23 protein-coding genes are annotated in these 20,299 nt (G+C 60.3%); 10 read left to right on the top strand and 13 right to left on the bottom strand.

The features are described from left to right. Positions 1–86 precede the first annotated feature (86 nt). Together trpA and trpB are read right to left on the bottom strand one after the other, a co-directional pair. Entirely contained in the window at positions 87–896 is an 810-nt protein-coding gene (gene trpA / locus BT119_RS07875; protein WP_003432715.1) for a tryptophan synthase subunit alpha, read from the bottom strand. Next, entirely contained in the window at positions 893–2,122 is a 1,230-nt protein-coding gene (gene trpB, locus BT119_RS07870; RefSeq protein ID WP_003367769.1) for a tryptophan synthase subunit beta, read from the bottom strand. Before trpB ends, trpA begins: the two co-directional genes overlap by 4 nt. 79 nt (positions 2,123–2,201) lie before the next feature. On the opposite strand from trpB, the gene BT119_RS07865 reads away from it, so the two are divergent. After that, positions 2,202–3,158, top strand: coding sequence for a LysR family transcriptional regulator (locus BT119_RS07865; RefSeq protein ID WP_054082301.1), 957 nt, complete (start codon positions 2,202–2,204; stop codon positions 3,156–3,158). Here BT119_RS07865 and BT119_RS07860 read toward each other — a convergent pair whose 3' ends face one another. Continuing rightward, complete coding sequence (locus tag BT119_RS07860) at positions 3,159–3,485, bottom strand: ElaB/YgaM/YqjD family protein (protein WP_003318456.1); 327 nt, start codon at positions 3,483–3,485, stop codon at positions 3,159–3,161. A 165-nt stretch (positions 3,486–3,650) separates the two neighbouring features. Here BT119_RS07860 and BT119_RS07855 point away from each other — a divergent pair, with 165 nt between their 5' ends. Both BT119_RS07855 and BT119_RS07850 read left to right on the top strand, forming a co-directional pair. After that, complete coding sequence (locus BT119_RS07855) at positions 3,651–3,866, top strand: dodecin (RefSeq protein WP_003318455.1); 216 nt, start codon at positions 3,651–3,653, stop codon at positions 3,864–3,866. 146 nt (positions 3,867–4,012) lie between these two features. Continuing rightward, positions 4,013–4,237: a DUF1161 domain-containing protein gene (locus tag BT119_RS07850; RefSeq protein WP_003318454.1), complete on the top strand. Its 225-nt coding sequence runs from the start codon at positions 4,013–4,015 to the stop codon at positions 4,235–4,237. A gap of 137 nt (positions 4,238–4,374) precedes the next feature. Here BT119_RS07850 and BT119_RS07845 read toward each other — a convergent pair whose 3' ends face one another. Then, on the bottom strand, positions 4,375–5,376 hold the full coding sequence (locus BT119_RS07845; protein ID WP_003432707.1) for an LLM class flavin-dependent oxidoreductase: 1,002 nt from the start codon (positions 5,374–5,376) through the stop codon (positions 4,375–4,377). A gap of 211 nt (positions 5,377–5,587) precedes the next feature. Between BT119_RS07845 and BT119_RS07840 the strand changes: the two genes are divergently transcribed. Continuing rightward, positions 5,588–6,019, top strand: coding sequence for an OsmC family protein (locus tag BT119_RS07840; RefSeq protein ID WP_003367763.1), 432 nt, complete (start codon positions 5,588–5,590; stop codon positions 6,017–6,019). Positions 6,020–6,137: 118 nt separating this feature from the next. Next, on the top strand, positions 6,138–6,371 hold the full coding sequence (locus tag BT119_RS07835; protein ID WP_003367761.1) for a DUF1161 domain-containing protein: 234 nt from the start codon (positions 6,138–6,140) through the stop codon (positions 6,369–6,371). Here the strand turns inward: BT119_RS07835 and BT119_RS07830 are convergent, their stop codons facing one another. Then, positions 6,372–6,737, bottom strand: a complete 366-nt coding sequence (locus BT119_RS07830) for a PA0061/PA0062 family lipoprotein (RefSeq protein ID WP_161429428.1) — start codon at positions 6,735–6,737, stop codon at positions 6,372–6,374. An 85-nt stretch (positions 6,738–6,822) separates the two neighbouring features. Next, positions 6,823–7,491, bottom strand: coding sequence for a hypothetical protein (locus BT119_RS07825; RefSeq protein ID WP_003432705.1), 669 nt, complete (start codon positions 7,489–7,491; stop codon positions 6,823–6,825). 287 nt (positions 7,492–7,778) lie between these two features. Here BT119_RS07825 and BT119_RS07820 point away from each other — a divergent pair, with 287 nt between their 5' ends. Continuing rightward, positions 7,779–8,834, top strand: a complete 1,056-nt coding sequence (locus BT119_RS07820; protein WP_003367755.1) for an aminopeptidase — start codon at positions 7,779–7,781, stop codon at positions 8,832–8,834. Positions 8,835–8,989: 155 nt separating this feature from the next. On the opposite strand, the gene BT119_RS07810 is transcribed toward BT119_RS07820, so the two are convergent. After that, the gene (locus BT119_RS07810; RefSeq protein ID WP_072365279.1) at positions 8,990–9,535 is read right to left on the bottom strand and encodes a gamma carbonic anhydrase family protein; all 546 of its coding nucleotides are present in this window, start codon (positions 9,533–9,535) and stop codon (positions 8,990–8,992) included. 112 nt (positions 9,536–9,647) lie between these two features. On the opposite strand from BT119_RS07810, the gene prlC reads away from it, so the two are divergent. Both prlC and BT119_RS07800 read left to right on the top strand, forming a co-directional pair. Next, complete coding sequence (prlC, locus tag BT119_RS07805; protein ID WP_072365277.1) at positions 9,648–11,699, top strand: oligopeptidase A; 2,052 nt, start codon at positions 9,648–9,650, stop codon at positions 11,697–11,699. Continuing rightward, a complete protein-coding gene (locus BT119_RS07800; protein ID WP_003367746.1) occupies positions 11,696–11,983 on the top strand; it encodes a YheV family putative zinc ribbon protein in 288 nt (95 codons plus the stop codon). The genes prlC and BT119_RS07800 overlap by 4 nt, the downstream gene beginning before the upstream one ends. 89 nt (positions 11,984–12,072) lie before the next feature. Here BT119_RS07800 and BT119_RS07795 read toward each other — a convergent pair whose 3' ends face one another. The 5 genes from BT119_RS07795 to BT119_RS07775 all read right to left on the bottom strand — a co-directional run bounded on the left by BT119_RS07795 (position 12,073) and on the right by BT119_RS07775 (position 17,786). Beyond that, complete coding sequence (locus BT119_RS07795) at positions 12,073–12,300, bottom strand: hypothetical protein (RefSeq protein WP_003367743.1); 228 nt, start codon at positions 12,298–12,300, stop codon at positions 12,073–12,075. Between the two features lie 209 nt (positions 12,301–12,509). After that, positions 12,510–14,408, bottom strand: coding sequence for a cytochrome c/FTR1 family iron permease (locus BT119_RS07790; RefSeq protein WP_060708468.1), 1,899 nt, complete (start codon positions 14,406–14,408; stop codon positions 12,510–12,512). A gap of 157 nt (positions 14,409–14,565) precedes the next feature. Further along, entirely contained in the window at positions 14,566–15,198 is a 633-nt protein-coding gene (locus tag BT119_RS07785) for a LysE family transporter (protein WP_011266152.1), read from the bottom strand. A 67-nt stretch (positions 15,199–15,265) separates the two neighbouring features. Further along, positions 15,266–15,859, bottom strand: coding sequence for a mechanosensitive ion channel family protein (locus BT119_RS07780; RefSeq protein WP_002551363.1), 594 nt, complete (start codon positions 15,857–15,859; stop codon positions 15,266–15,268). 16 nt (positions 15,860–15,875) lie between these two features. Beyond that, positions 15,876–17,786, bottom strand: coding sequence for an ATP-binding cassette domain-containing protein (locus BT119_RS07775; RefSeq protein ID WP_072365367.1), 1,911 nt, complete (start codon positions 17,784–17,786; stop codon positions 15,876–15,878). A 46-nt stretch (positions 17,787–17,832) separates the two neighbouring features. On the opposite strand from BT119_RS07775, the gene BT119_RS07770 reads away from it, so the two are divergent. Then, positions 17,833–18,309, top strand: a complete 477-nt coding sequence (locus tag BT119_RS07770; RefSeq protein WP_072365275.1) for a TIGR02444 family protein — start codon at positions 17,833–17,835, stop codon at positions 18,307–18,309. Here BT119_RS07770 and BT119_RS07765 read toward each other — a convergent pair. After that, the gene (locus BT119_RS07765; RefSeq protein WP_072365273.1) at positions 18,306–19,331 is read right to left on the bottom strand and encodes an AlgP family protein; all 1,026 of its coding nucleotides are present in this window, start codon (positions 19,329–19,331) and stop codon (positions 18,306–18,308) included. The two genes, BT119_RS07770 and BT119_RS07765, sit on opposite strands and share 4 nt — an antisense overlap. A gap of 216 nt (positions 19,332–19,547) precedes the next feature. On the opposite strand from BT119_RS07765, the gene BT119_RS07760 reads away from it, so the two are divergent. Further along, on the top strand, positions 19,548–20,225 hold the full coding sequence (locus tag BT119_RS07760; protein WP_072365271.1) for an FKBP-type peptidyl-prolyl cis-trans isomerase: 678 nt from the start codon (positions 19,548–19,550) through the stop codon (positions 20,223–20,225). Positions 20,226–20,299 lie beyond the last annotated feature (74 nt).

Below are 20,299 nucleotides of genomic sequence, written 5' to 3'. Positions count from 1 at the left end.
TCATGACGCTGGTCATGAACCCCTTATGTCTTGCTACATAGAGCTGCCGCTCAGGCTTTGATTCCTCTGTATCAGAAACTTTACCCTCAGCGACGAGCGCTACGTACGCCCTCGGCCAGTGCCGCGCACAGCGTCAGCACGCCGTCGACGGCATGCTCCGGCGACTCGGCGCTGGCGATCTTGTCGACGAACGCCGAGCCCACGACCACGCCGTCAGCCAGACGCGCAATCGCCGCGGCCTGCTCGGGTGTGCGGATACCGAAACCGACGCTGATCGGCAGATCGGTGTGGCGGCGCAAGCGAGCGATGGCTTCAGTGACGTGCTCGGTGGTGGCCGAGCCAGCCCCGGTCACACCGGCGACCGACACGTAGTAAACGAACCCGGAACTGCGTTCCAGCACGCGCGGCAGGCGCGCATCATCGGTGGTCGGTGTGGTCAGACGGATGAAGTCGATGCCGGACGCCTGTGCAGGGGTCGCCAGCTCGGCGTCGTGCTCGGGTGGCAGGTCAACGATGATCAGACCGTCAACGCCCGCTTCCTTTGCCTGCGCCACGAAGGCTTCGACGCCAAAGCGGTGAATCGGGTTGTAGTAACCCATCAGCACAATCGGCGTGGTCTGATCGTCGACACGGAATTCGCTGACCATCTGCAGGGTTTTCTGCAGGGTCTGGCCAGCGTCCAGAGCACGCAGGGTCGCCAGCTGAATCGCCACACCGTCGGCCATCGGATCGGTGAACGGCATACCCAGCTCGATCACGTCAGCACCCGCCGCAGGCAGGCCTTTCAGGACTTTCAGCGAGGTGTCGTAGCCAGGGTCACCGGCGGTGATGAAGGTGACCAGCGCCGCACGACCTTCGGTTTTAAGCTGGGCGAAACGATGTTCTAGACGGCTCATACCAGCTGCTCCTGAGTGTGTTCGGCGGCTGCCATATGGTTCATGACGGTTTGCATGTCTTTGTCGCCGCGCCCGGACAGGCACACGACCATCAGATGATCATCGCGCAGGTTGGTCGCGCGCTTCATGGCTTCGGCCAGGGCGTGAGCGGTTTCCAGCGCCGGGATGATGCCTTCGAGCAGGCAGCACTGATGGAAAGCATCCAGCGCTTCGTCATCGGTGATGCTGACGTATTCGACGCGCTTCACTTCGTGCAGGAATGCGTGTTCCGGGCCGATGCCTGGGTAGTCCAGACCGGCAGAGATCGAGTGCGCATCGGTGATTTGTCCGTCGCCGTCCTGCAGCAGGTAGGTACGGTTGCCGTGCAGCACGCCCGGTACGCCGCCGTTCAGGCTGGCCGCGTGCTTGTCGGTGCTGACGCCGTGACCGCCCGCTTCAACGCCGATGATTTCCACGCTGGCGTCATCCAGGAACGGATGGAACAGGCCCATGGCGTTGGAACCGCCGCCGACACAGGCGACCAGGCTGTCCGGCAGACGACCTTCCTTCTCCAGCATCTGCTCTTTGGTTTCCTTGCCGATGATGGCCTGGAAGTCACGGACCATCGCTGGGTAAGGGTGCGGGCCTGCCACGGTGCCGATCAGGTAGAAGGTGTCGTCGACGTTGGTCACCCAGTCACGCAGCGCTTCGTTCATCGCATCTTTCAGGGTGCCGGTGCCGGAAGTGACCGGAACGATTTCAGCGCCCAGCAGCTTCATGCGGAACACGTTGGCCTGCTGACGCTCGATGTCGGTAGCACCCATGTAGATCACGCAAGGCAGACCGAAACGTGCAGCAACGGTAGCAGTGGCAACGCCGTGCATGCCGGCGCCGGTTTCCGCGATCAGGCGTTTTTTGCCCATGCGTTTGGCCAGCAGCACCTGACCGATGCAGTTGTTGATCTTGTGCGCGCCGGTGTGATTGAGCTCTTCACGCTTGAAGTAGATTTTCGCGCCGCCACAGAACTCGGTCAGGCGCTCGGCGAAGTACAGCGGGTTTGGACGGCCCACGTAATCGCGCTGGAAGTAGGCCATCTCCTTGATGAATTCCGGGTCGGCTTTGGCGGCTTCGTACTCGCGGTTGAGGTCTAGCACCAGCGGCATCAGGGTTTCAGCCACGTAGCGGCCGCCGAATGAGCCGAACAGGCCATTGGCGTCGGGGCCGCTGCGGAAATTGGTCTGGGTCATGAAGTGCTCCAGTTGCAGTATTGGGCGAATGGGTTGAGCCGTATTGGCAATGAGTCCACTTTAACCAGCGCAAGGCTGGATGAAAACCGATAAGATCGCTGCAACCTGTCAGGAAAACTCACAGATCATGAGCCGCGACCTCCCTCCCCTCAATGCATTGCGCGCCTTTGAAAGCACTGCCCGGCTTGGCAGTGTCAGCCAGGCGGCCGAACAGCTGAACGTGACGCATGGTGCTGTCAGTCGCCAATTGAAAGTGCTTGAAGAACACCTGGGTGTAAGCCTGTTCAGCAAAGACGGACGAGGCCTGAAACTCACAGATGCAGGTATTCGCCTACGCGATGTCAGCGGCGACGCGTTCGACCGGCTGCGCGGCGTGTGTGCAGAACTGAGCAAGGGCAGCGCAGATGCGCCGTTCGTGTTGGGTTGCTCCGGCAGCCTGCTGGCGCGCTGGTTCATCCCGCGCTTGAGTCGCCTGAATGCCGAGCTTCCGGACCTGCGTCTGCACCTGTCGGCAGGTGAAGGTGATCTTGACCCGCGTCGGCCAGGTCTTGATGCCCTGCTGATATTTGCCGAGCCGCCGTGGCCGGCAGACATGCAGGTATTCGAACTGGCAAGCGAGCGGATCGGACCGGTGTTGAGCCCACGCTTCGCGCGATTCGAGCGCTTGTGCGATGCACCTGCCGAGACGTTGCTGGAAGAATCGTTGCTGCAAACCACATCGCGTCCGCAGGCGTGGCCGAGCTGGGCGCAGCAGAACGGCATCGATCCGCAGTCATTGCGTTACGGGCAGGGTTTCGAGCATTTGTATTATTTGCTGGAGGCGGCCGTGGCGGGCCTTGGCATTGCAATTGCGCCCGAGCCTCTGGTCATCGATGACCTGAAGGCCGGTCGCCTGGCTGCGCCTTGGGGGTTCAGTGAAACCCCGGCGCAGCTGGCGCTTTGGGTACCCAGACGTGCGGCCGATGGACGGGCGCAGCAGCTTGCTCAGTGGTTAAAAAATGAGCTGAGGCGGTCCGGGGAACCGATCAAAAACTGATCAGTTACCGCGCTTGAACAGCATGTAGGCAGCGATCAGGCCGATGGCACCTACCGCAACGCCGGCGGTGGTCCAAGGGTGTTCCTGAGCGTAGTCGCGGGTTGCCAGTGCGTTTTCGCGGGTTTTCTCTTTAACGTCTTCGTAGACATCGCTGAGCAGGCTGCGCGAGTGGCTCAGCGCGCTTTCAGCGTTGGCTTTCAGATTCTTCAGTGTCTTGCGCGACTCGTCGGTAGCGTCGGCTTTCAGGCCCTCGAGGGACTTCAGGAGGCTCTCGATTTCAGCTTCCATACTCTGCAACGAGGCTTTGCGAAGTGACGTAGTAGCCATGGTGTTTCTCCTGCAATGATGAGTGGGCGTGTTGTTTCGGACTCCGGGCTTTTTGGAAAGTGCGATGGGATTTTTGCAAAGGTCTGAACTTTTGCGCGCCTTCTCCTGACAGAAGCAGGGAGCGCGCTCTATATCGCGTCTTTTTCAGACCTCAGGAGAACTGCCATGTCGGATCATCACACGTACAAGAAAGTTGAAATCGTAGGCTCTTCCACGACCACCATCGAAGACGCCATCAACAATGCCCTGGCTGAAGCCAGCAAAAGCCTCGACCTGATGGAATGGTTTGAAGTGACCGAAACCCGCGGCCATATCGAAAACGGCAAAGTCGCGCACTTCCAGGTGACGTTGAAAGTGGGCTTCCGCATCACCAACAGCTGAGGGTGATCTGAACCTTTCGGCTGGCCGATTGCCATAAGCTGCGCTACACGCAAATGTGGCCACGCGTTCGCTGTGTGAGCGTGGGGATTTTCAATGGGCGCCTGTTCCGATGGCGTCTTCATTTGGCCGGACGAGAGGGATTACCCATGAAGAAGTTTTTGTTGGCTGTAGGCTTGCTGAGCATTGCAGGCACTGCCCTCGCGGCAGGCAAGCCATGTGAAGAGTTGAAAAGTGAACTCGACGCAAGACTCCAGGCGAAGGGCGTAACGTCCTACACGCTGGAAGTGGTCGAGAAAGGCAGCGCGGCCGACAAGCAAGTCGTCGGCACCTGCGAAGGCGGCACCAAGGAAATCGTTTACCAGCGCGGTTGATTGCCAGCCAGGCCCGGCTCAGGCCGGTTGGCCCGGTCAATCCCGTTTGCAGGTTTCACGAACAGCATCGCCCCGGACTGTCATTTAGTCCGGGGCGATGCTGTTTCTGGCTGGTTTTTTCCGATTCGGAAAGTCGCTTAGCCGTGCGCGACCTGGGCCAGGATCTCGTAAGAGCGCAGCCTGTCTTCGTGCTCGTACATGTCGCAGGTGAAGAGCAACTCGTCCGCGTCGGTCTGCTCGAGCAGCACGTCCAGTTTGGCGCGAATCTTTTCCGGGCCACCCACCATCGCCAGACCCAGGAAGCTTGATACGGCTTCACGCTCGTGTGGCAGCCACAGACCGTCCATCGACTCGACAGGCGGGCGCTGCATCAGGCTGTGCCCACGCATCAACGCCAGAATGCGCTGATAGACCGACGTCGCCAGGTATTCGGCGTGCTCGTCCGTGTCGGCCGCCGACAAGGGCACACCGAGCATCACATAAGGCTTGTCGAGCACTTCCGATGGCTGGAAGTGATTGCGATACACGCGAATCGCCTCGTGCATGTAACGCGGTGCAAAGTGCGATGCGAAGGCATACGGCAAGCCGCGCATGCCTGCCAGCTGGGCGCTGAACAGGCTCGAGCCCAGCAGCCAGATCGGCACGTTGGTGTTTGAACCGGGTACGGCGATCACTTTTTGATCAGGCGTGCGCGGCCCCAGGTATTCCATCAGCTCGGTGACATCATCCGGAAAGTCATCGGCACTGCCGGAGCGCTCGCGGCGCAAGGCACGCGCAGTCATCTGGTCGGAGCCCGGAGCGCGGCCCAGTCCCAGGTCGATGCGGCCGGGATACAGGCTGGCCAGGGTACCGAACTGCTCGGCAATCACCAGCGGCGCGTGGTTGGGCAGCATGATCCCGCCAGCCCCGACACGAATGGTCGACGTGCCGCCTGCCAGGTAGGCGAGCAGCACCGAGGTCGCTGAACTGGCGATGCCGTCCATGTTGTGGTGCTCGGCCACCCAGAAGCGGTTGTAACCCAGCTTTTCAACATGCTGGGCAAGGTTGAGCGAGTTGCGCAGGGAATCGGCGGGCCCTTTGTCGTGGCGCACCGGCACCAGATCAAGGGTGGAAATTTTTACATCTGCCAAACGTTTCATAGGCCGGGGTAGCTCCTCGAATTGTGATGGGCCGGCTGCTGGAGCTGCCCACGATGAAACAGCAGTGCGGGCGCAAGTCCGGCTTTTCAATGGGCAGTGTAGAAAAACCTACTGAAATGGTTGGTCTTTCCGACGGTTGAACTTTCCAGAGCCGTCTATCCTCAGAATGCTGTAACAGCAACGATCCAAATTCATTCCAAAAGGAGCCACCATGAGTATCGTCAAGAAAGCATCCGCCCACTGGGAAGGTGATCTGAAAAGCGGTATCGGCAGCATCTCCACGGAAACCGGAGTGCTGCGCGAAGCGCCTTACGGCTTCAAGGCACGTTTTGAAGGCGGCAAAGGCACCAACCCGGAAGAGCTGATCGGCGCAGCCCATGCAGGCTGTTTCTCGATGGCGTTGTCCATGATCCTGGGCGGTGCAGGCCTGACTGCTGAAAGCATCGATACTCAGGCTGAGGTGTCGCTGGATGAGGTAAAAGGCGGTTTCGCGATCAGCGCTGTGCATTTGACCCTCAAGGCCAAAGTGCCAGGCGCGACCCAGGAGAAGTTCGACGAGTTGACCAAGCAGGCCAAAGAAGGCTGCCCGGTTTCCAAGGTACTGAACGCGAAGATCACCCTGGACGCTACATTGCTGAGCTGATTCACAGCCAGCCTTGCGGGGGCGCCTTGTGCGCTCCTGTATCTGCTGTATAAAGCTGGCTTGCTTCATCGGTCATGCGTTGGTTGACGCATGGTTTGATTATGATCAGGAGTCGAGCATGAAACGTTTTATTATGGCAGCGACCTGCACCCTGCTGGCAACCAGCGCCCTGGCGGCACCGAAATCCTGCGAAGAACTAAAGGCTGAAATCGAAGCCAAGATCCAGGCCAACAACGTCACGTCCTACACGCTGGAAATTGTTGGCAACGAAGAGGCCACCGATCCCAGCATGATCGTCGGCAGCTGCGACAACGGTACGAAAAAAATCATCTATCAGCTCAACGGTCGCTGATCAGATGCAGTGCACCCCGCCCTCTTCTTCCTCCTCGGCCACCACCTTGCGCTCTGCATCGTAAAGCCAGGCATCGACACTGTTCGCCAGTGAGCGTACCTCCAGCACATAACGCTGCCCGGCAGCGAAGTGGTCGTAACGAACACTGACGTAACACGTGATCTCGGTGTACTCGTCGCCGATCATCCCCATGCCGCCCGAGCGGTACTCGTAGTCATAACGCACCTGCAACTCATGGCTGCCCGGCGTCACCTGAAAGTAGCGGCCGTCGTAAGTGTTCTTGCCATCGAGCTTGTCGCCCATGATCAACTGGCCGGTGATGGTGCGCATGTCGACCCACGCCATGTCCGGATTGACGGTGGGCAAGGGACCGGCGCATCCGGCGAGGGTGGCTAGAGTGAGTGCGGTTATCAGTATCAGAAGACGGTTTGGCACCGAGGTGTACCTCTGTTTAAAAAGGTTTAGTGGCAACCGTTGACATGACCTGCTGTTGGCCAGTCATCCAGTCTGCAGAAACTGCGCAGCGTGTTTCGGTCAAGCGTTGGATAACGGCAAAATCGCTTCTCAGGTTTCGTGAAAAGATTGGTTCATGATGAGCAATTCGATTTCGAAGCAATCGGATTTGTTCGAGATCAGCCGCGATCTTTGCTCGGTGGGCAGATACAGTGAAGCACTTTTCGAGGTTTGGAAAAAAGCGGTATAGATAAGGAGTCCAGATACGGCCTTCAAACCGTTTTGTGAACATTTTTTCCCAAAAGACGAATTTCAACTCCGCAATAACGGCCCCGGTTGTTCCACATTTCTGTCTGGCTCTTGCAAGCTCTTGTTTTGGCTTGAAAACCGGACCTGTAACATTGGGCAAGCTTTGCTCGAAGCCGGGACTCCAAGGCCACTCGGGGCCGTAAACCGAAGCGATTGCGTCTGCAACACCGTTACGAACAATCACCTCGCACAGGTGTAGCGGTGTAAGGAACGCTGCAGAGACGAGGGCGTTCCAGGCATACAAAGTGATGGCCTCATCAAGACCCCGGCCCACAGCGCGCGCTGCATTCTCATACGTCGAAATCCGGGCAGAGGAAATGGACAATCTGATTGCCTTTGCGACCTCTAAAGCTGACATTGACGACAACTGCAAATCTCCCTATAGTCTGCCCACTTGCCGAGGGCCTAGCTGGCTTATGCCTCCCCCCACGGACAGATGATATAGCAATACCTAAAGCCCACCTGCACGGTGGGTTTTCTGTTTGTGTCTAATGAAAATAGCTTTTTACACGGGCGCACAGCTTGGTGCGTTCCAGCTCGTCCGTGGTTTGAGTCTCTGTAACCTTCAATCCTCATAACAGTTGCACATCCCCACTCCCCTCCTGCATAACATCACCGTACCCAAGCCACCAAAGCACTTCCTTCATGGCCACATTCTCCCTGCCACGCCTTCGACACCTGCCAGCGCTGACGGCCGTCACGCTGCTTGCCGGCTGCTCCAGCGTTTCCTACTACGGGCAGTTGGCTCAGGGGCAGTGGCAGTTGCTGCAGGCACGTGAGCCGGTGGAGAAGATCGTGGCTGACCCGACTCGGGATGCAGGTTTGCGCCAGCATCTGGCCCGGTCGCAGTTGGCGCGGACGTTTGCCAGTGAGCATTTGCATCTGCCGGATAACAAGAGTTACCGCCTGTATGCGGACCTGGGCCGCCCTTATGTGGTGTGGAATGTGTTCGCGACGGATGAGTTCTCGCTGGAGCCGGTCACGCACTGTTTTCCAATCGCTGGGTGTGTGGCGTATCGCGGTTATTACAGCCCTGGCGGGGCGCGTGGCGAGGCGGCGTTGCAGCGGCAGGCGGGCAAGGATGTGTATTTGAGTGGCGTGGAAGCCTATTCGACGCTGGGTTGGTTCAATGATCCGATTCTCAGTTCGATGATGGGCTGGGGTGACGAGCGTCTGGCCACGCTGATTTTTCATGAGTTGGCGCATCAGCGTTTTTACGTGAAGGACGACACGGAGTTCAACGAGTCCTACGCCAGTTTCGTCGAGCAGGAAGGTACGCGGCAATGGCGTGCGGCGCGGGGATTACCGCCGGAGAGTGTTTCGCAGTCGGCGCGGCGTGATCAGTTTACCCGGTTGGTGCTTGATACCCGGGAGCGGCTCAAGGCGTTGTATCGCCAGCCGCTGTCGGCCGAGGTGATGCGCGCCCGCAAGGCTGAAGAATTCGAGCGGATGCGCCGTGATTACCGCGCGTTGCGGGATGATCAATGGGCAGGCGACAAGCGCTTCGATGCCTGGATCAACAGCCCGATGAACAACGCCAAGCTGCTGCCTTTTGGTCTTTACGATCAATGGGTGCCAGCTTTCGAGGCGTTGTTCAGGCAGGTGAATGGCGACTGGCAGGCCTTTTATCGGGCTGTGGAGAAGCTGGGCGCGATGCCTGCCGAGGCGCGCAAGGCGGCGCTGCGGGCGTTGATGCCATGAGCAATCATCGTTACTACGCTCCGCGTGGTAACGCCTTTCTGGACGCTCTGCGTCCGATCTTGAGCACGTGGTGCGGCGCAGAATTGTGACGCGGAGCGTCACGAAAGGCATTCCTACGCTGGAGCATAGGAACGATGGTCATCTTTAATAGCGATTTACGCCTGATCAAACCCCTCCGCCAGATGCTGATCCTTGAGTTTCACGTAATTAGTGGCGCTGTACGGAAAAAAGGCGATTTCCTTGTCGGTTAATGCACGCACCTGTTTGACCGGGCGACCGACGTACAGGAAGCCGCTTTCCAGCACTTTGCCCGGCGGCACCAGGCTGCCTGCGCCGATGATCACCTCGTCTTCAACTACCGCGCCATCCATGATGGTCGTGCCCATGCCGACCAGGATGCGGTTGCCGATTGTGCAGCCATGCAGCATGGCCTTGTGGCCAATGGTCACGTCATCGCCGATGATCAACGGAAAACCGTCCGGGTTGAATGGGCCGGCGTGGGTGATGTGCAGCACGCTGCCGTCCTGCACGCTGGTGCGGGCACCAATGCGGATGCGGTGCATGTCGCCGCGTACCACGGTCAGCGGCCAGACGGAGCTGTCGGCGCCGATTTCGACGTCACCGATAACCACCGCTGAATGATCGACAAAGGCCCGTTCGCCGAGGGCTGGGGTGTGCTCCTGAAACTTGCGAATGGCCACGATAGGCTCCTTCTTTGGCAGTGATAGGCGTGCAGAGCGGGTTTGGTTGCTGCGGTCGGCGTCGATTGTAATTAAGATGGCTGAGTGTTTCTTCAAGGCAAGGTGCAAAACCGTGAGCGCGAACAACCCTCTTCTGCAATCGTACGACCTGCCACCCTTTTCGGCGATTCGTGCCGAGCATGTCAAACCTGCTATCGAACAGATCCTGGCGGATAACCGTGCCGCGATTGCCGACATCCTCGCCAAACAGGGTTCGACACCGACCTGGGCCGGACTGGTGCTGACCATGGACGAGCTGAACGACCGCCTGGGCGCTGCCTGGAGCCCCGTCAGCCACCTCAATGCCGTGTGCAACAGCGCCGAGCTGCGCGAAGCGTATGAATCCTGCCTGCCGGCCTTGAGCGCCTACTCCACCGAGATGGGCCAGAACCGCGCGCTGTTCCAGGCCTATGAAGCCCTGGCCAATGGCCCCGAGGCCGCCAGTTTCGACGTTGGCCAGAAGACCATTCTGGAGCAGTCGCTGCGTGACTTCCGCCTGTCCGGTATCGATCTGCCGCCCGAGCAGCAGAAGCGTTACGCCGAAGTGCAGAGCAAACTGTCGGAGTTGGGCAGCCAGTTTTCCAACCAGTTGCTCGATGCCACTCAGGCCTGGACCAAGCTGGTCGCCGATGAGTCCGCCCTCGCCGGCCTGACCGATTCTGCCAAACAGCAGATGGCCGCCGCTGCCAAGGCAAAGAATCTGGAAGGCTACCTGATCACGCTGGAATTCCCGAGCTACTACGCGGTGATGACCTACGCCGAAGACCGCGCACTGCGCGAAGAAGTCTATGCGGCGTACGCCACCCGCGCGTCGGATCAAGGCCCGAACGCGGGCAAGAACGACAACACGCCGGTCATGGAGCAGATCCTCGACCTGCGTCAGGAACTGGCGCAACTGCTTGGCTACGCGAACTTCGCCGAGCTGAGCCTGGCAACCAAGATGGCTGAGTCCAGCGATCAGGTGCTGAGCTTCCTGCGTGACCTGGCCAAACGCAGCAAGCCTTTCGCGGCCCAGGACCTAGAGCAGCTCAAGGCCTACGCCGCCGAACAGGGCTGCCCGGATCTGCAAAGCTGGGACAGCGGTTTCTACGGCGAGAAGCTGCGCGAGCAGCGCTACAGCGTTTCCCAGGAAATCCTGCGTGCCTACTTCCCTGTCGATAAGGTGCTTGGCGGCCTGTTCACCATCGTTCAGCGCCTGTACGGCATCGAGATTACCGAGCAGAAAGGCTTCGACACCTGGCACCCGGATGTTCGTCTGTTCGAGATCAAGGAAAACGGTCAGCACGTCGGGCGCTTCTTCTTCGATCTGTATGCCCGCGCCAACAAGCGTGGTGGTGCCTGGATGGACGGCGCGCGCGACCGTCGCCGTACGGCGCAAGGCACGTTGCAGAGCCCGGTGGCCAATCTGGTGTGCAACTTCACACCCGCTGTTGCCGGCAAGCCTGCGCTGCTGACCCACGACGAAGTCACCACGCTGTTCCACGAATTCGGTCACGGCCTGCATCACTTGCTGACCCGCGTCGAGCATGCCGGGGTATCCGGTATCAATGGCGTGGCCTGGGACGCCGTTGAGTTGCCGAGCCAGTTCATGGAAAACTGGTGCTGGGAGCCCGAGGGCCTGGCGCTGATCTCCGGTCATTACGAAACCGGCGAGCCTCTGCCGCAGGATCTGCTGGAGAAGATGCTCGCCGCCAAGAACTTCCAGTCCGGCCTGATGATGGTGCGTCAGCTGGAGTTCTCGCTGTTCGATTTCGAGCTGCATGCCACGCATGGCGACGGCCGCAGCGTGCTGGACGTGCTGGAAGGCATTCGCGACGAAGTGTCAGTGATGCGTCCACCCGCCTACAACCGCTTCCCGAATAGCTTCGCACACATCTTCGCAGGCGGTTACGCAGCCGGTTACTACAGCTACAAGTGGGCCGAGGTGCTGTCCGCCGATGCGTTCTCGAAATTCGAGGAAGACGGTGTGCTCAACGCTGAAACCGGACGCGCCTTCCGCGAAGCCATTCTGGCGCGTGGTGGTTCGCAGGCACCGATGGTGCTGTTCGTCGACTTCCGAGGACGCGAGCCGTCGATTGACGCATTGTTGCGTCACAGTGGCTTGAGCGAGGATGCGGCAGCATGACCGATACCCCGGTAGTCATTACCAGGAAACGTTTCATCGCCGGGGCGGTTTGCCCGGCGTGCAGCGAGCCTGACAAACTGATGATGTGGAACGAAAACGACGTGCCGCATCGCGAGTGCGTGAGTTGCGGTTACAGCGACACGCTCAACGAGCAGGGTATTTCGATACCGAAGGAGTTGGGTACGCGGGTCAACAAGGCGGTGGTCAAACCGGCTGATCCCAAGGTTCAGGGCGTGCAGTTCTTCCCGAACCCGAAGTTGAAGAAGCCGGTTGATCCTGAGTAACGTGATCGGTCGGTGTCAAATTGAAAGGTTCGTTCGTTTGAACGAACCTTTTTTATTGCCCGCCGTGCCTCAGGTTATCAACAGTAAAGTTACCAATCGGCCAACTCAGCCACTTTCTTCCTGAAGGCCAGCGCCAGAGCCGTCAGCACTTCCTCATCCCTGCCCAGTTCGCCGCGAATCTTGTGTTTTCCCTGCGGGTGCAGCCTGACCCAGGCGTGTTCTTGCAGGTCATCGTTTTCATAAAATTCAATGGCTATTTCAGGATGGTCATGTTCCTCAATGTCTTCAGCCCACAACCGAATCTCATACTTGGCCATCACCCACCCCGTTGTCAGGTAAATGCGCCAGTACCCGATAGCCGAGTTGGCGTTTCGCTACACTAGGCCTGAAGAAAAAGGGCGTCTACTGGTAGAAGTAACAGGTGGTTTTTTGTACAGGGCGGGAAAGTGAGACGGCGAATCGCAACAGCGCTGGGGGGGAAGCAGGGACAAGCGGTGAGCACCACTTGTCCCTGGCAGGCAAAACGTCAGCCTGCCGTTTGCAGCCTGCGCTTCTCGGCCAGACGACTTCTGCCGTACAGCACTGCAATGGCGATCAAGGCGATGGCCTGTGCGCTGAGTGAGTACAGGTCGGCGTGAATGCCCAGCCAGTCGAACTCGAAGAACGGCACCGGCCTTGTGCCGAATATCCCCGCCTCCTGCAGCGCCTTGACGCCGTGACCGGCAAACACCACTGACAGTGCGCAGAGCAGCGCAGCATTGATGCCGAAGAACAGCGACAGCGGCAGCTTCGCCGAGCCGCGCAGGATGACCCACGCCAGGCCTACGAGCAGCACCAGCGCCGTGGCACCCCCCGCCAGCACGGCATCGTGCCCGGCCGGTCCGGCCTGCAGCCACAGGGTTTCGTAGAACAGGATGACTTCGAACAACTCGCGATACACCGAGAAGAACGCCAGCACCGCGAAGCCGAAACGACCGCCGCCGCCGACCAGACTGCTTTTGACGTAGTCCTGCCACGCAGCGGCGTGACGACGATCATGCATCCACACCCCGAGCCAGAGCACCATCACACTGGCGAACAGCGCGGTGGCGCCTTCCAGCAATTCACGCTGCGCGCCGCTGACGTCAATGACATACGCCGCGAGTGCCCAGGTGGCCAGCCCGGCCAGCAGCGCCAGACCCCAGCCGATGTTGACGCTGCGTACGGCAGACTGCTGGCCGGTGTTGCGCAGAAACGCCAGAATCGCCGCCAGTACCAGAATCGCTTCCAGCCCTTCACGCAGCAGGATCAGCAGGCCCGAAATATAGCTCAGCGACAGGCTCAGGCCGTCGCTGCCCAACAGGTCCGCCGACTCCTTGAGCTTGCCTTTGGCTGCTTCCAGTTTCTGCGCGACCTGAGGTAGCGGCATGCTGTCCTGCAAGGACTGCCGGTAAGCCATCAGGCTCTTTTCAGTGTCCTTGCGCACATTGGCGTCGACGTTATCCAGCGAGCTTTCGACCAGCTCGAAACCCTCCAGATACGCCGCGACCGACAAATCATAGGCCTGCTCGCGATCACCGGCCTTGTAGGCTGCCAGGCTCTTGTCCAGCGTTACACTGGTGTAATCCAGCAGTTGCGCCGGGCCGCGCTGTACCTGAGGTGGCTGCGCGCGCTGGGCCCGGAAGGTGGCGGTAGCGTCCGGACCTTCGCCAGCCTGGATTTCGGCCGGTGTCTGGCGAGCCAGATCGGCGAGGTTGAAGGTCTTGGCAGGCTGGGCGACCGGTTGTGCGCTGAAGCTGGCGATATACGTCGCGATGTCCCAGCGCTGGCGATCGTCCAGCTGGTCGGCGAACGCGGGCATATCGGTGCCGGCAATGCCTAGCCCGGTTGCGTTGTAGAGGTCGTAGAGACTCAGGCGATCCAGCCGCGCAGTATCCCGCAGGTTCGAGGGTGGCGGTTCCAGGCCGATACCTGCCGGTCCATCCCCTGCACCGCTGTCGCCATGGCACACCGAGCAATGCTGGGCGTACAAAGGCGCGCCACGGGCGGGGTCCGGCGTAATGGCCGGGGCCTGACTGACCTCGTAGGCAAGCGCGAGCTTCGCACTCAACTGCCGCGCCTGACGAGTGACCTGCGCAGCGTCCTGTCGACTTGCCACAGCGCTTTTCAGCTGGTTTACCGCCTGCTCCAGAGCATCACGCTCGGCGCGTTGCGGCAAGGCAACGACGAGGCCCTGCAACGCAGTCAGGTTATCGACCTGCTGCTGATACTTGACGGTGTCCACAACCTTGCCGTCCGCCACGGTCGCCGGGTAATCGGCCCCCAGGTAGTCCAGCAGATGCAGCGCCTGGGCGGCACCCTCGACCGGGTCGGCCAGCGCAATGCAGCTGCCCAGCGCCAGAAGCGGCAACAGTAACCAGGCAAGAAAACGAGAACGGACGGGCATTGCAGAATCTCGACGGGAATGCGAAGCGTTGCATTGTTAACGCCGCAACGGCACTACTCAATAGTCGAGGTCTATTTTTGTTACAGAATCTTACGTTTGGCCTTCAATCGCCCTGAACAGAACGTATGTCTGTTCAGGGCTCGAGACCGACACGTTTTCAGGCCGTACCGCGATGCAACGTCGCGAGGAAACCTGCCGCGCCTACGAACAGGCTGGCGAAGGTGCGGTTCATGCGACGTTGCTGGCGAGGCGTCTTGAGCAGGCGCAGCACCTTGGATGCCAGCCCGGTGTAGCCCGCCATCACGATCAGATCGACCACCACCATGGTCGCTGCGATGATCGCGTACTGGATGAGCAGCGGAGCGGCCGGGTCGATGAACTGTGGCAGGATCGCCAGAATGAAGATCAGTGCCTTGGGGTTGCTGATATTCACCAGAAAGCCGCGCAAGACCAGCGTCATCGGTTTGCCCACCGGGCGCACGGCAGATTCATCGGCCAGGTCGGCTGGCAAAGCGCGCCATTGCTTGATGCCGAGATAGACCAGATACGCGACGCCGAACCACTTGATCAGCGTGAACGCCATATCCGAGGCCGCCAGCACTGCACCCAGACCTGCCGCGACAATGGCGATCTGTGCCACCAACGCAATCTGCAAGCCCAGGGCATTCCAGTAGCCCCGCCAGAAACCGTATTGCAGGCCGCAGGACATCGAAGCGATGGCGCCCGCGCCGGGGGAAAGACTGATGATCCAGCAGGCCGCAAAAAAGCCCAGCCACGTTTCAAGCGCCATCGTGCACCTCATACAAAGTCGAATGCGCAATAAATTAGTGCTTAATGCTTTGCAAGGCTAACGATTTCTAATCCTGCTCATCCGGCTGCTTTGCGACCACCATCTGCGGAAACAGATCGCTGCCACGCCAGCGGCGCACTGACTTCTGGAAAAACTGGCTGTTGGGCACCTGGACCAGCGCGCCACCGGCTTCCGGGGTCTCGATCAGGGTGGTGAACATCAGATTGATGGCGACCACCCGCCCCTTCACGCCCGGCTTGTCCAGCGTATCGACCAGCTCGACCATGTCACCGATGCGGAACGGGCCGATGGTGAAGATCAGAATGGCGCAGAGCAGGTTCGACAGCACGCTCCACATTGCAAAGAACGCCACCGCCGCTACGGCGACGAAGCCGGACAGTGCGGTCCACAGCACCGTAGCCGATACCCCGAGTCGGCCGAGGACGAGAACAAAGGCGCTGCCCATGATCAACCAGCGCAGGCCGCCGCGAACCGGGACCAGCAATTCTGGCGGCAACGGATAACGCTCGCCCAGACCGGTCAGAAAACCACCGACGATGCGTTGCAGTACGTAACCGGCCAACAGGATCAGCAGAATCTGCGCACCCACCAGCAGCGGTTCAAGCCAGTACGCGGATACCGGCAAGCCCAACATGTCCATCACTTCCCTGCCTCGCTCACGACAATGCTTCCAGTTCGGCCTGCATTGATTCCAACAGTTCCAGCGCTTGCATCCAGGCGTCTTCCAGCTCGGATTCACGCACTTTCAGCTTGGCCTGTTCGGCCAGCAGATCGCGTAGCTTGTCCTTGTTGGCAGCCTCGTAGTTGGTGCTGTCGGCCAGCGCTTCTTCGACCTTGGCGAGTTTTTCATTCACCAGCCCGAGATCACGCTCCAGCTTGTAGGCTTCGCGCTTGTGCGGTGCCAGTTGCTGACGCAAGGCCGCTGCCTGTTGGCGCTGGGCTTTCTTGTCGGTCTTGTCGGCGTTGACGGGCGTGTTGCTGACCGGCGCGTTGCGCAGCCGGTAATCGGCCAGCCAGCGCGTGTAGTCATCCAGATCGCCGTCGAATTCCTGTACGCGGCCGTCGGCCACCAGCAGGAAGTCATCGGTCGTGCTCTTGAGCAAGTGCCTGTCGTGAGACACCACCAGTACCGCACCACCGAACTCCTGCAAGGCCATGGTCAGCGCCAGGCGCATCTCCAGGTCGAGGTGGTTGGTCGGTTCATCGAGCAGCAACAGGTTGGGCTTTTCCCAGGCGATCAGTGCCAGCGCCAGGCGGGCTTTCTCGCCACCGGAGAAATTCAGCACCGGCTCATCGAGGCGCGCGCCACGGAAGTCGAAACCGCCAAGGAAATCACGCAGCGTCTGTTCACGCTCGGTCGGTGCCAGGCGCTGCAAGTGCAGCAACGGGGTCGCCTTGGCGTCCAGTGAGTCGAGCTGATGCTGGGCAAAGTAGCCCACGGTGAGGTTTTCGCCACGCACCAGCCGACCGCTTTGCGGCTCGAGCTCGCCGGCGAGGTTTTTGATCAGCGTCGACTTGCCTGCGCCGTTCGGACCCAGCAGGCCGATGCGTGCACCGGGCGTGAGTTGCAGCTTGACCTTCTCGAGGATGGTCTTGTCGCCATAACCCAGGCGCGCGTCGGACAGGTCCAGCAATGGGCTGGAGATCTTGTCGGACTCACGGAAAACGAAGTTGAACGGTGAGTCGACGTGCGCGGCCGACAGCTCTTCCATGCGCTCCAGCGCCTTGATCCGGCTTTGTGCCTGACGGGCCTTGGTAGCCTGGGCCTTGAAGCGTGCGATGTACTTTTCCATGTGCGCACGTTGCGCCTGCTGCTTTTCGTAGGCCTGTTGCTGTTGCGCCAGACGTTCGGCACGGGCCCGCTCGAACGCGCTGTAGCCGCCGCGATAGAGGGTGATCTTGCGTTGCTCGACATGGGCGATGTGATCGACCACGGCATCCAGAAAATCCCGGTCGTGGGAAATCAGCAGCAAGGTGCCGGGGTAACTCTTGAGCCAGTCTTCAAGCCACAGAATGGCGTCAAGGTCCAAGTGGTTGGTCGGTTCGTCGAGCAGCAGCAGGTCCGAGGGGCACATCAATGCCTGCGCCAGGTTCAGGCGCATACGCCAGCCACCGGAGAAACTGCCGACCGGACGTTCCATCTGTTCGTTGGTGAAGCCCAACCCGGCCAGCAGCTTGCGAGCGCGTGCGTCGGCGGTGTAACCGTCGGCGCTGTCGAGCTCCGAATGCAGACGTGCCTGAGCGGCGCCGTCCTGCGCGGCTTCGGCCTCGGCCAGCGAGCTCTGTACTTCCCGCAGGCGCTCGTCGCCATCGAGCACGTAATCCACGGCCAGGCGTTCGAGCGTGTCGACCTCCTGGCGCATGTGCGCGATACGCCAGTCGGCGGGCAGCAGGCAGTCGCCGGCATCCGGCGTCAGCTCTCCACGCAGCAGGGCAAACAGGCTGGATTTACCGGCGCCATTGGCACCGATCAGGCCGGCTTTATGGCCGGCGTGCAGAGTCAGCTCGGCGTCTTCTAGCAGACGTTGCGGACCACGCTGTAAGGTAAGGCTTTGAAGTCGAATCATAATGGCGGCGGAGTCTACCAGCTTCGTCCTGAACAGGTGGATCACTATGCCTTCAGCGCTCTGGAGTTTCACCCTCGATTTCTACGCCCGACCGGGTGTGGAACAGGCTTGTCTGACGCTGCAAGCCAACGGGGCCAACGTGTGCATGGTGCTTTGCGGGGTGTGGCTGGGTACGCGCGACGTGGCGTGCAACGCTCAGCGAGTCGCGCAAATAAAGCAGTTGGCGACACCCTGGCATGACGATGTGGTGCGTCCGCTACGGGATTTGCGCAACCAATGGCGCATTGCTGCGCTTGAAGATGCGTTGCTGACTACATTACGGATGAAGGTCAAGGCGCTGGAACTGGAGGCCGAACAGAGCCTGGTGATAAAGCTTGAGGCACTGACCGGGGATTGGCCGGCAGGTGAGGCGAGGAATGCAGAGGAGTGGCTGCTCGAACTTGCCGAAGGGGATGCAGAAAAAAACCGCGATGCGCTGGATGTGCTGCGCATCGCGGTTGGACATGCCGTCGACCAGACTTAGGAAGCGCTGGTTGGCGTTGCGCCGTTGGCAGGGGTTGCCGGTGCGGCGGCTGGCGCAGCAGGTGCAGGCGTCGTCGGCTTGGCTGCAGCAGCAGGCGCTGGCGTGGCCGGTTTGGCGGCGGCTGGCTTCGCCGCAGGTTTGGCGACAGGCTTGGCTGCTGCTTTCACAGGTGCCTTGGCAGGTGCTTTGGCCGGTGCCTTGACGGGCGCTTTCACAGGCGCTTTCGCCGCAGGCTTGGCAGCCGGCGCCTTGGCAGCCGGCGCCTTGGTGGCGGCAGGCTTGGCTGCAACCGGCTTGGTGGCAGTGGTCTTGGCTGCAGCAGGCTTGGCGGTAACCGGCTTGGCGGCAGCCGGCTTGGTGGCAGTGGTCTTGGCTGCGACAGGCTTGGCTGCTGCAGTCGTGCGGGCGGCAGGTTTGGCGGCGGCTTTTACCGGGGCCTTGGCAGCAGCGGTTTTGACCGCTGGCTTGGCAACTGCGGAAGGCTTGGCTGCGGCTTTGGTGACTGGCTTGGCGGCGGCCGCTTTAACCGGCGCTTTCGCTGCAGTTTTTGCGGGGGCTTTGGCAGCAGGTGTCTTGGCAACAGGTGCCTTGGCGACGGCTTTAGGCGCGACAGGCTTGGCATCGCGAGTGGTCAGGATCTTGCCGACCGCCTCTTTTACGCGACCAATACCCTGGGCCAGTTTCAGGCTTTCCTGGGCATCACGCTTGAGGTGCAGGATGTACGTGCGGGTTTCGGTCTGACGATCCTTGAGAGCGTCCAGCAACTCTTCCAGCTCGGACACGGCGCCTTTGGCCTTGGCCTGCGCCTTGGATTTTCCGGCGGTGGCAGCATCCTGCAGTTTGATGCGGGAATTGTGCAGTTTTTCCTGTGCCTTGCCGCGTTGTTTCTCAAGCTTGGCGAGCAGTTTCTCGGCATCAGCCAAGGCTTGGGAGCAGGCGTCTTCCAGATGTTCAAGCAAGCTGCCCGATAATTGTTGGAGCAAATGCAACGGAGTATTTACTGGCTTCTTTTTGGCCGACATGACTTACCTCCTGGGTGACGAAATTGCGGCTCATACTAGGCTTCTGCGCGCATCGCCGCTAGGGCATCTTGACAGCATCCATGGGTCCCTGTTGCATACTGAGAGAAATGATTGCTCGGCACGATGCAAAGGCATTGTGAAATTCACGTCACAAGACTCGTCACTACTCGCGCTGGCGCAGGCATAATCGCTGCCTTCCCAGGCCGGAGAGCATTAATGTCGCGCTACCTGTTAACGTCGTTGTTCCTCTTGCTACCCCTGGCTCAGGCCGCCGAGTCGCCACCTGCGTCCAGTGACGGCCACGACCTCGCCTATAGCCTGGGCGCAAGCCTTGGCGAGCGGTTGCATCAGGAAGTCCCTGACCTGGACCTCAAGGCGTTGGTGGAAGGCTTGCAGCAGGCTTATCAGGGCAAGCCGCTGGCGCTCAAGCAGGAGCGCATCGACCAGATTCTGCGCGAGCATGATGCCGCTATCGCTCAGGCCGAGACTGCCGGTACGGATGCGCCGACCGAGGCGGCCCTCAAGGCCGAGCGCACGTTCATGGACAGCGAGAACGCCAAGCCGGGTGTGAAGGTGCTGGCTGACGGGATTCTCATGACCGAGCTGACTCCTGGCACCGGCCCCAAGCCCAGTGCCGACGGCCGGGTTGAGGTGCGTTACGTCGGTCGTTTGCCGGACGGCACGATCTTCGATCAGAGCACCCAGCCCCAGTGGTTCCGGCTCGACAGTGTGATCAGCGGCTGGACCAGCGCCTTGCAGAACATGCCGACCGGCGCGAAGTGGCGTCTGGTCATTCCTTCGGATCAGGCCTATGGCGCCGAGGGCGCTGGCGATCTGATCGATCCGTTTACACCGCTGGTATTTGAAATCGAGCTGGTTGCGGTTTCGCAGTAAGCGGGCGTAAAGCCGGCGTTCAGAAATGCGAAAGGGTGCAATAAGCACCCTTGGCGTGTAGCGCTGGCACCGAC

Source organism: Pseudomonas sp. NFACC10-1 (genome assembly GCF_900119195.1).
In the GTDB taxonomy this organism is placed as follows: domain Bacteria; phylum Pseudomonadota; class Gammaproteobacteria; order Pseudomonadales; family Pseudomonadaceae; genus Aquipseudomonas; species Aquipseudomonas cerasi.
Note: the sequence above shows the minus strand (reverse complement) of the source record. Positions and strands in the feature narration are given on the sequence as shown.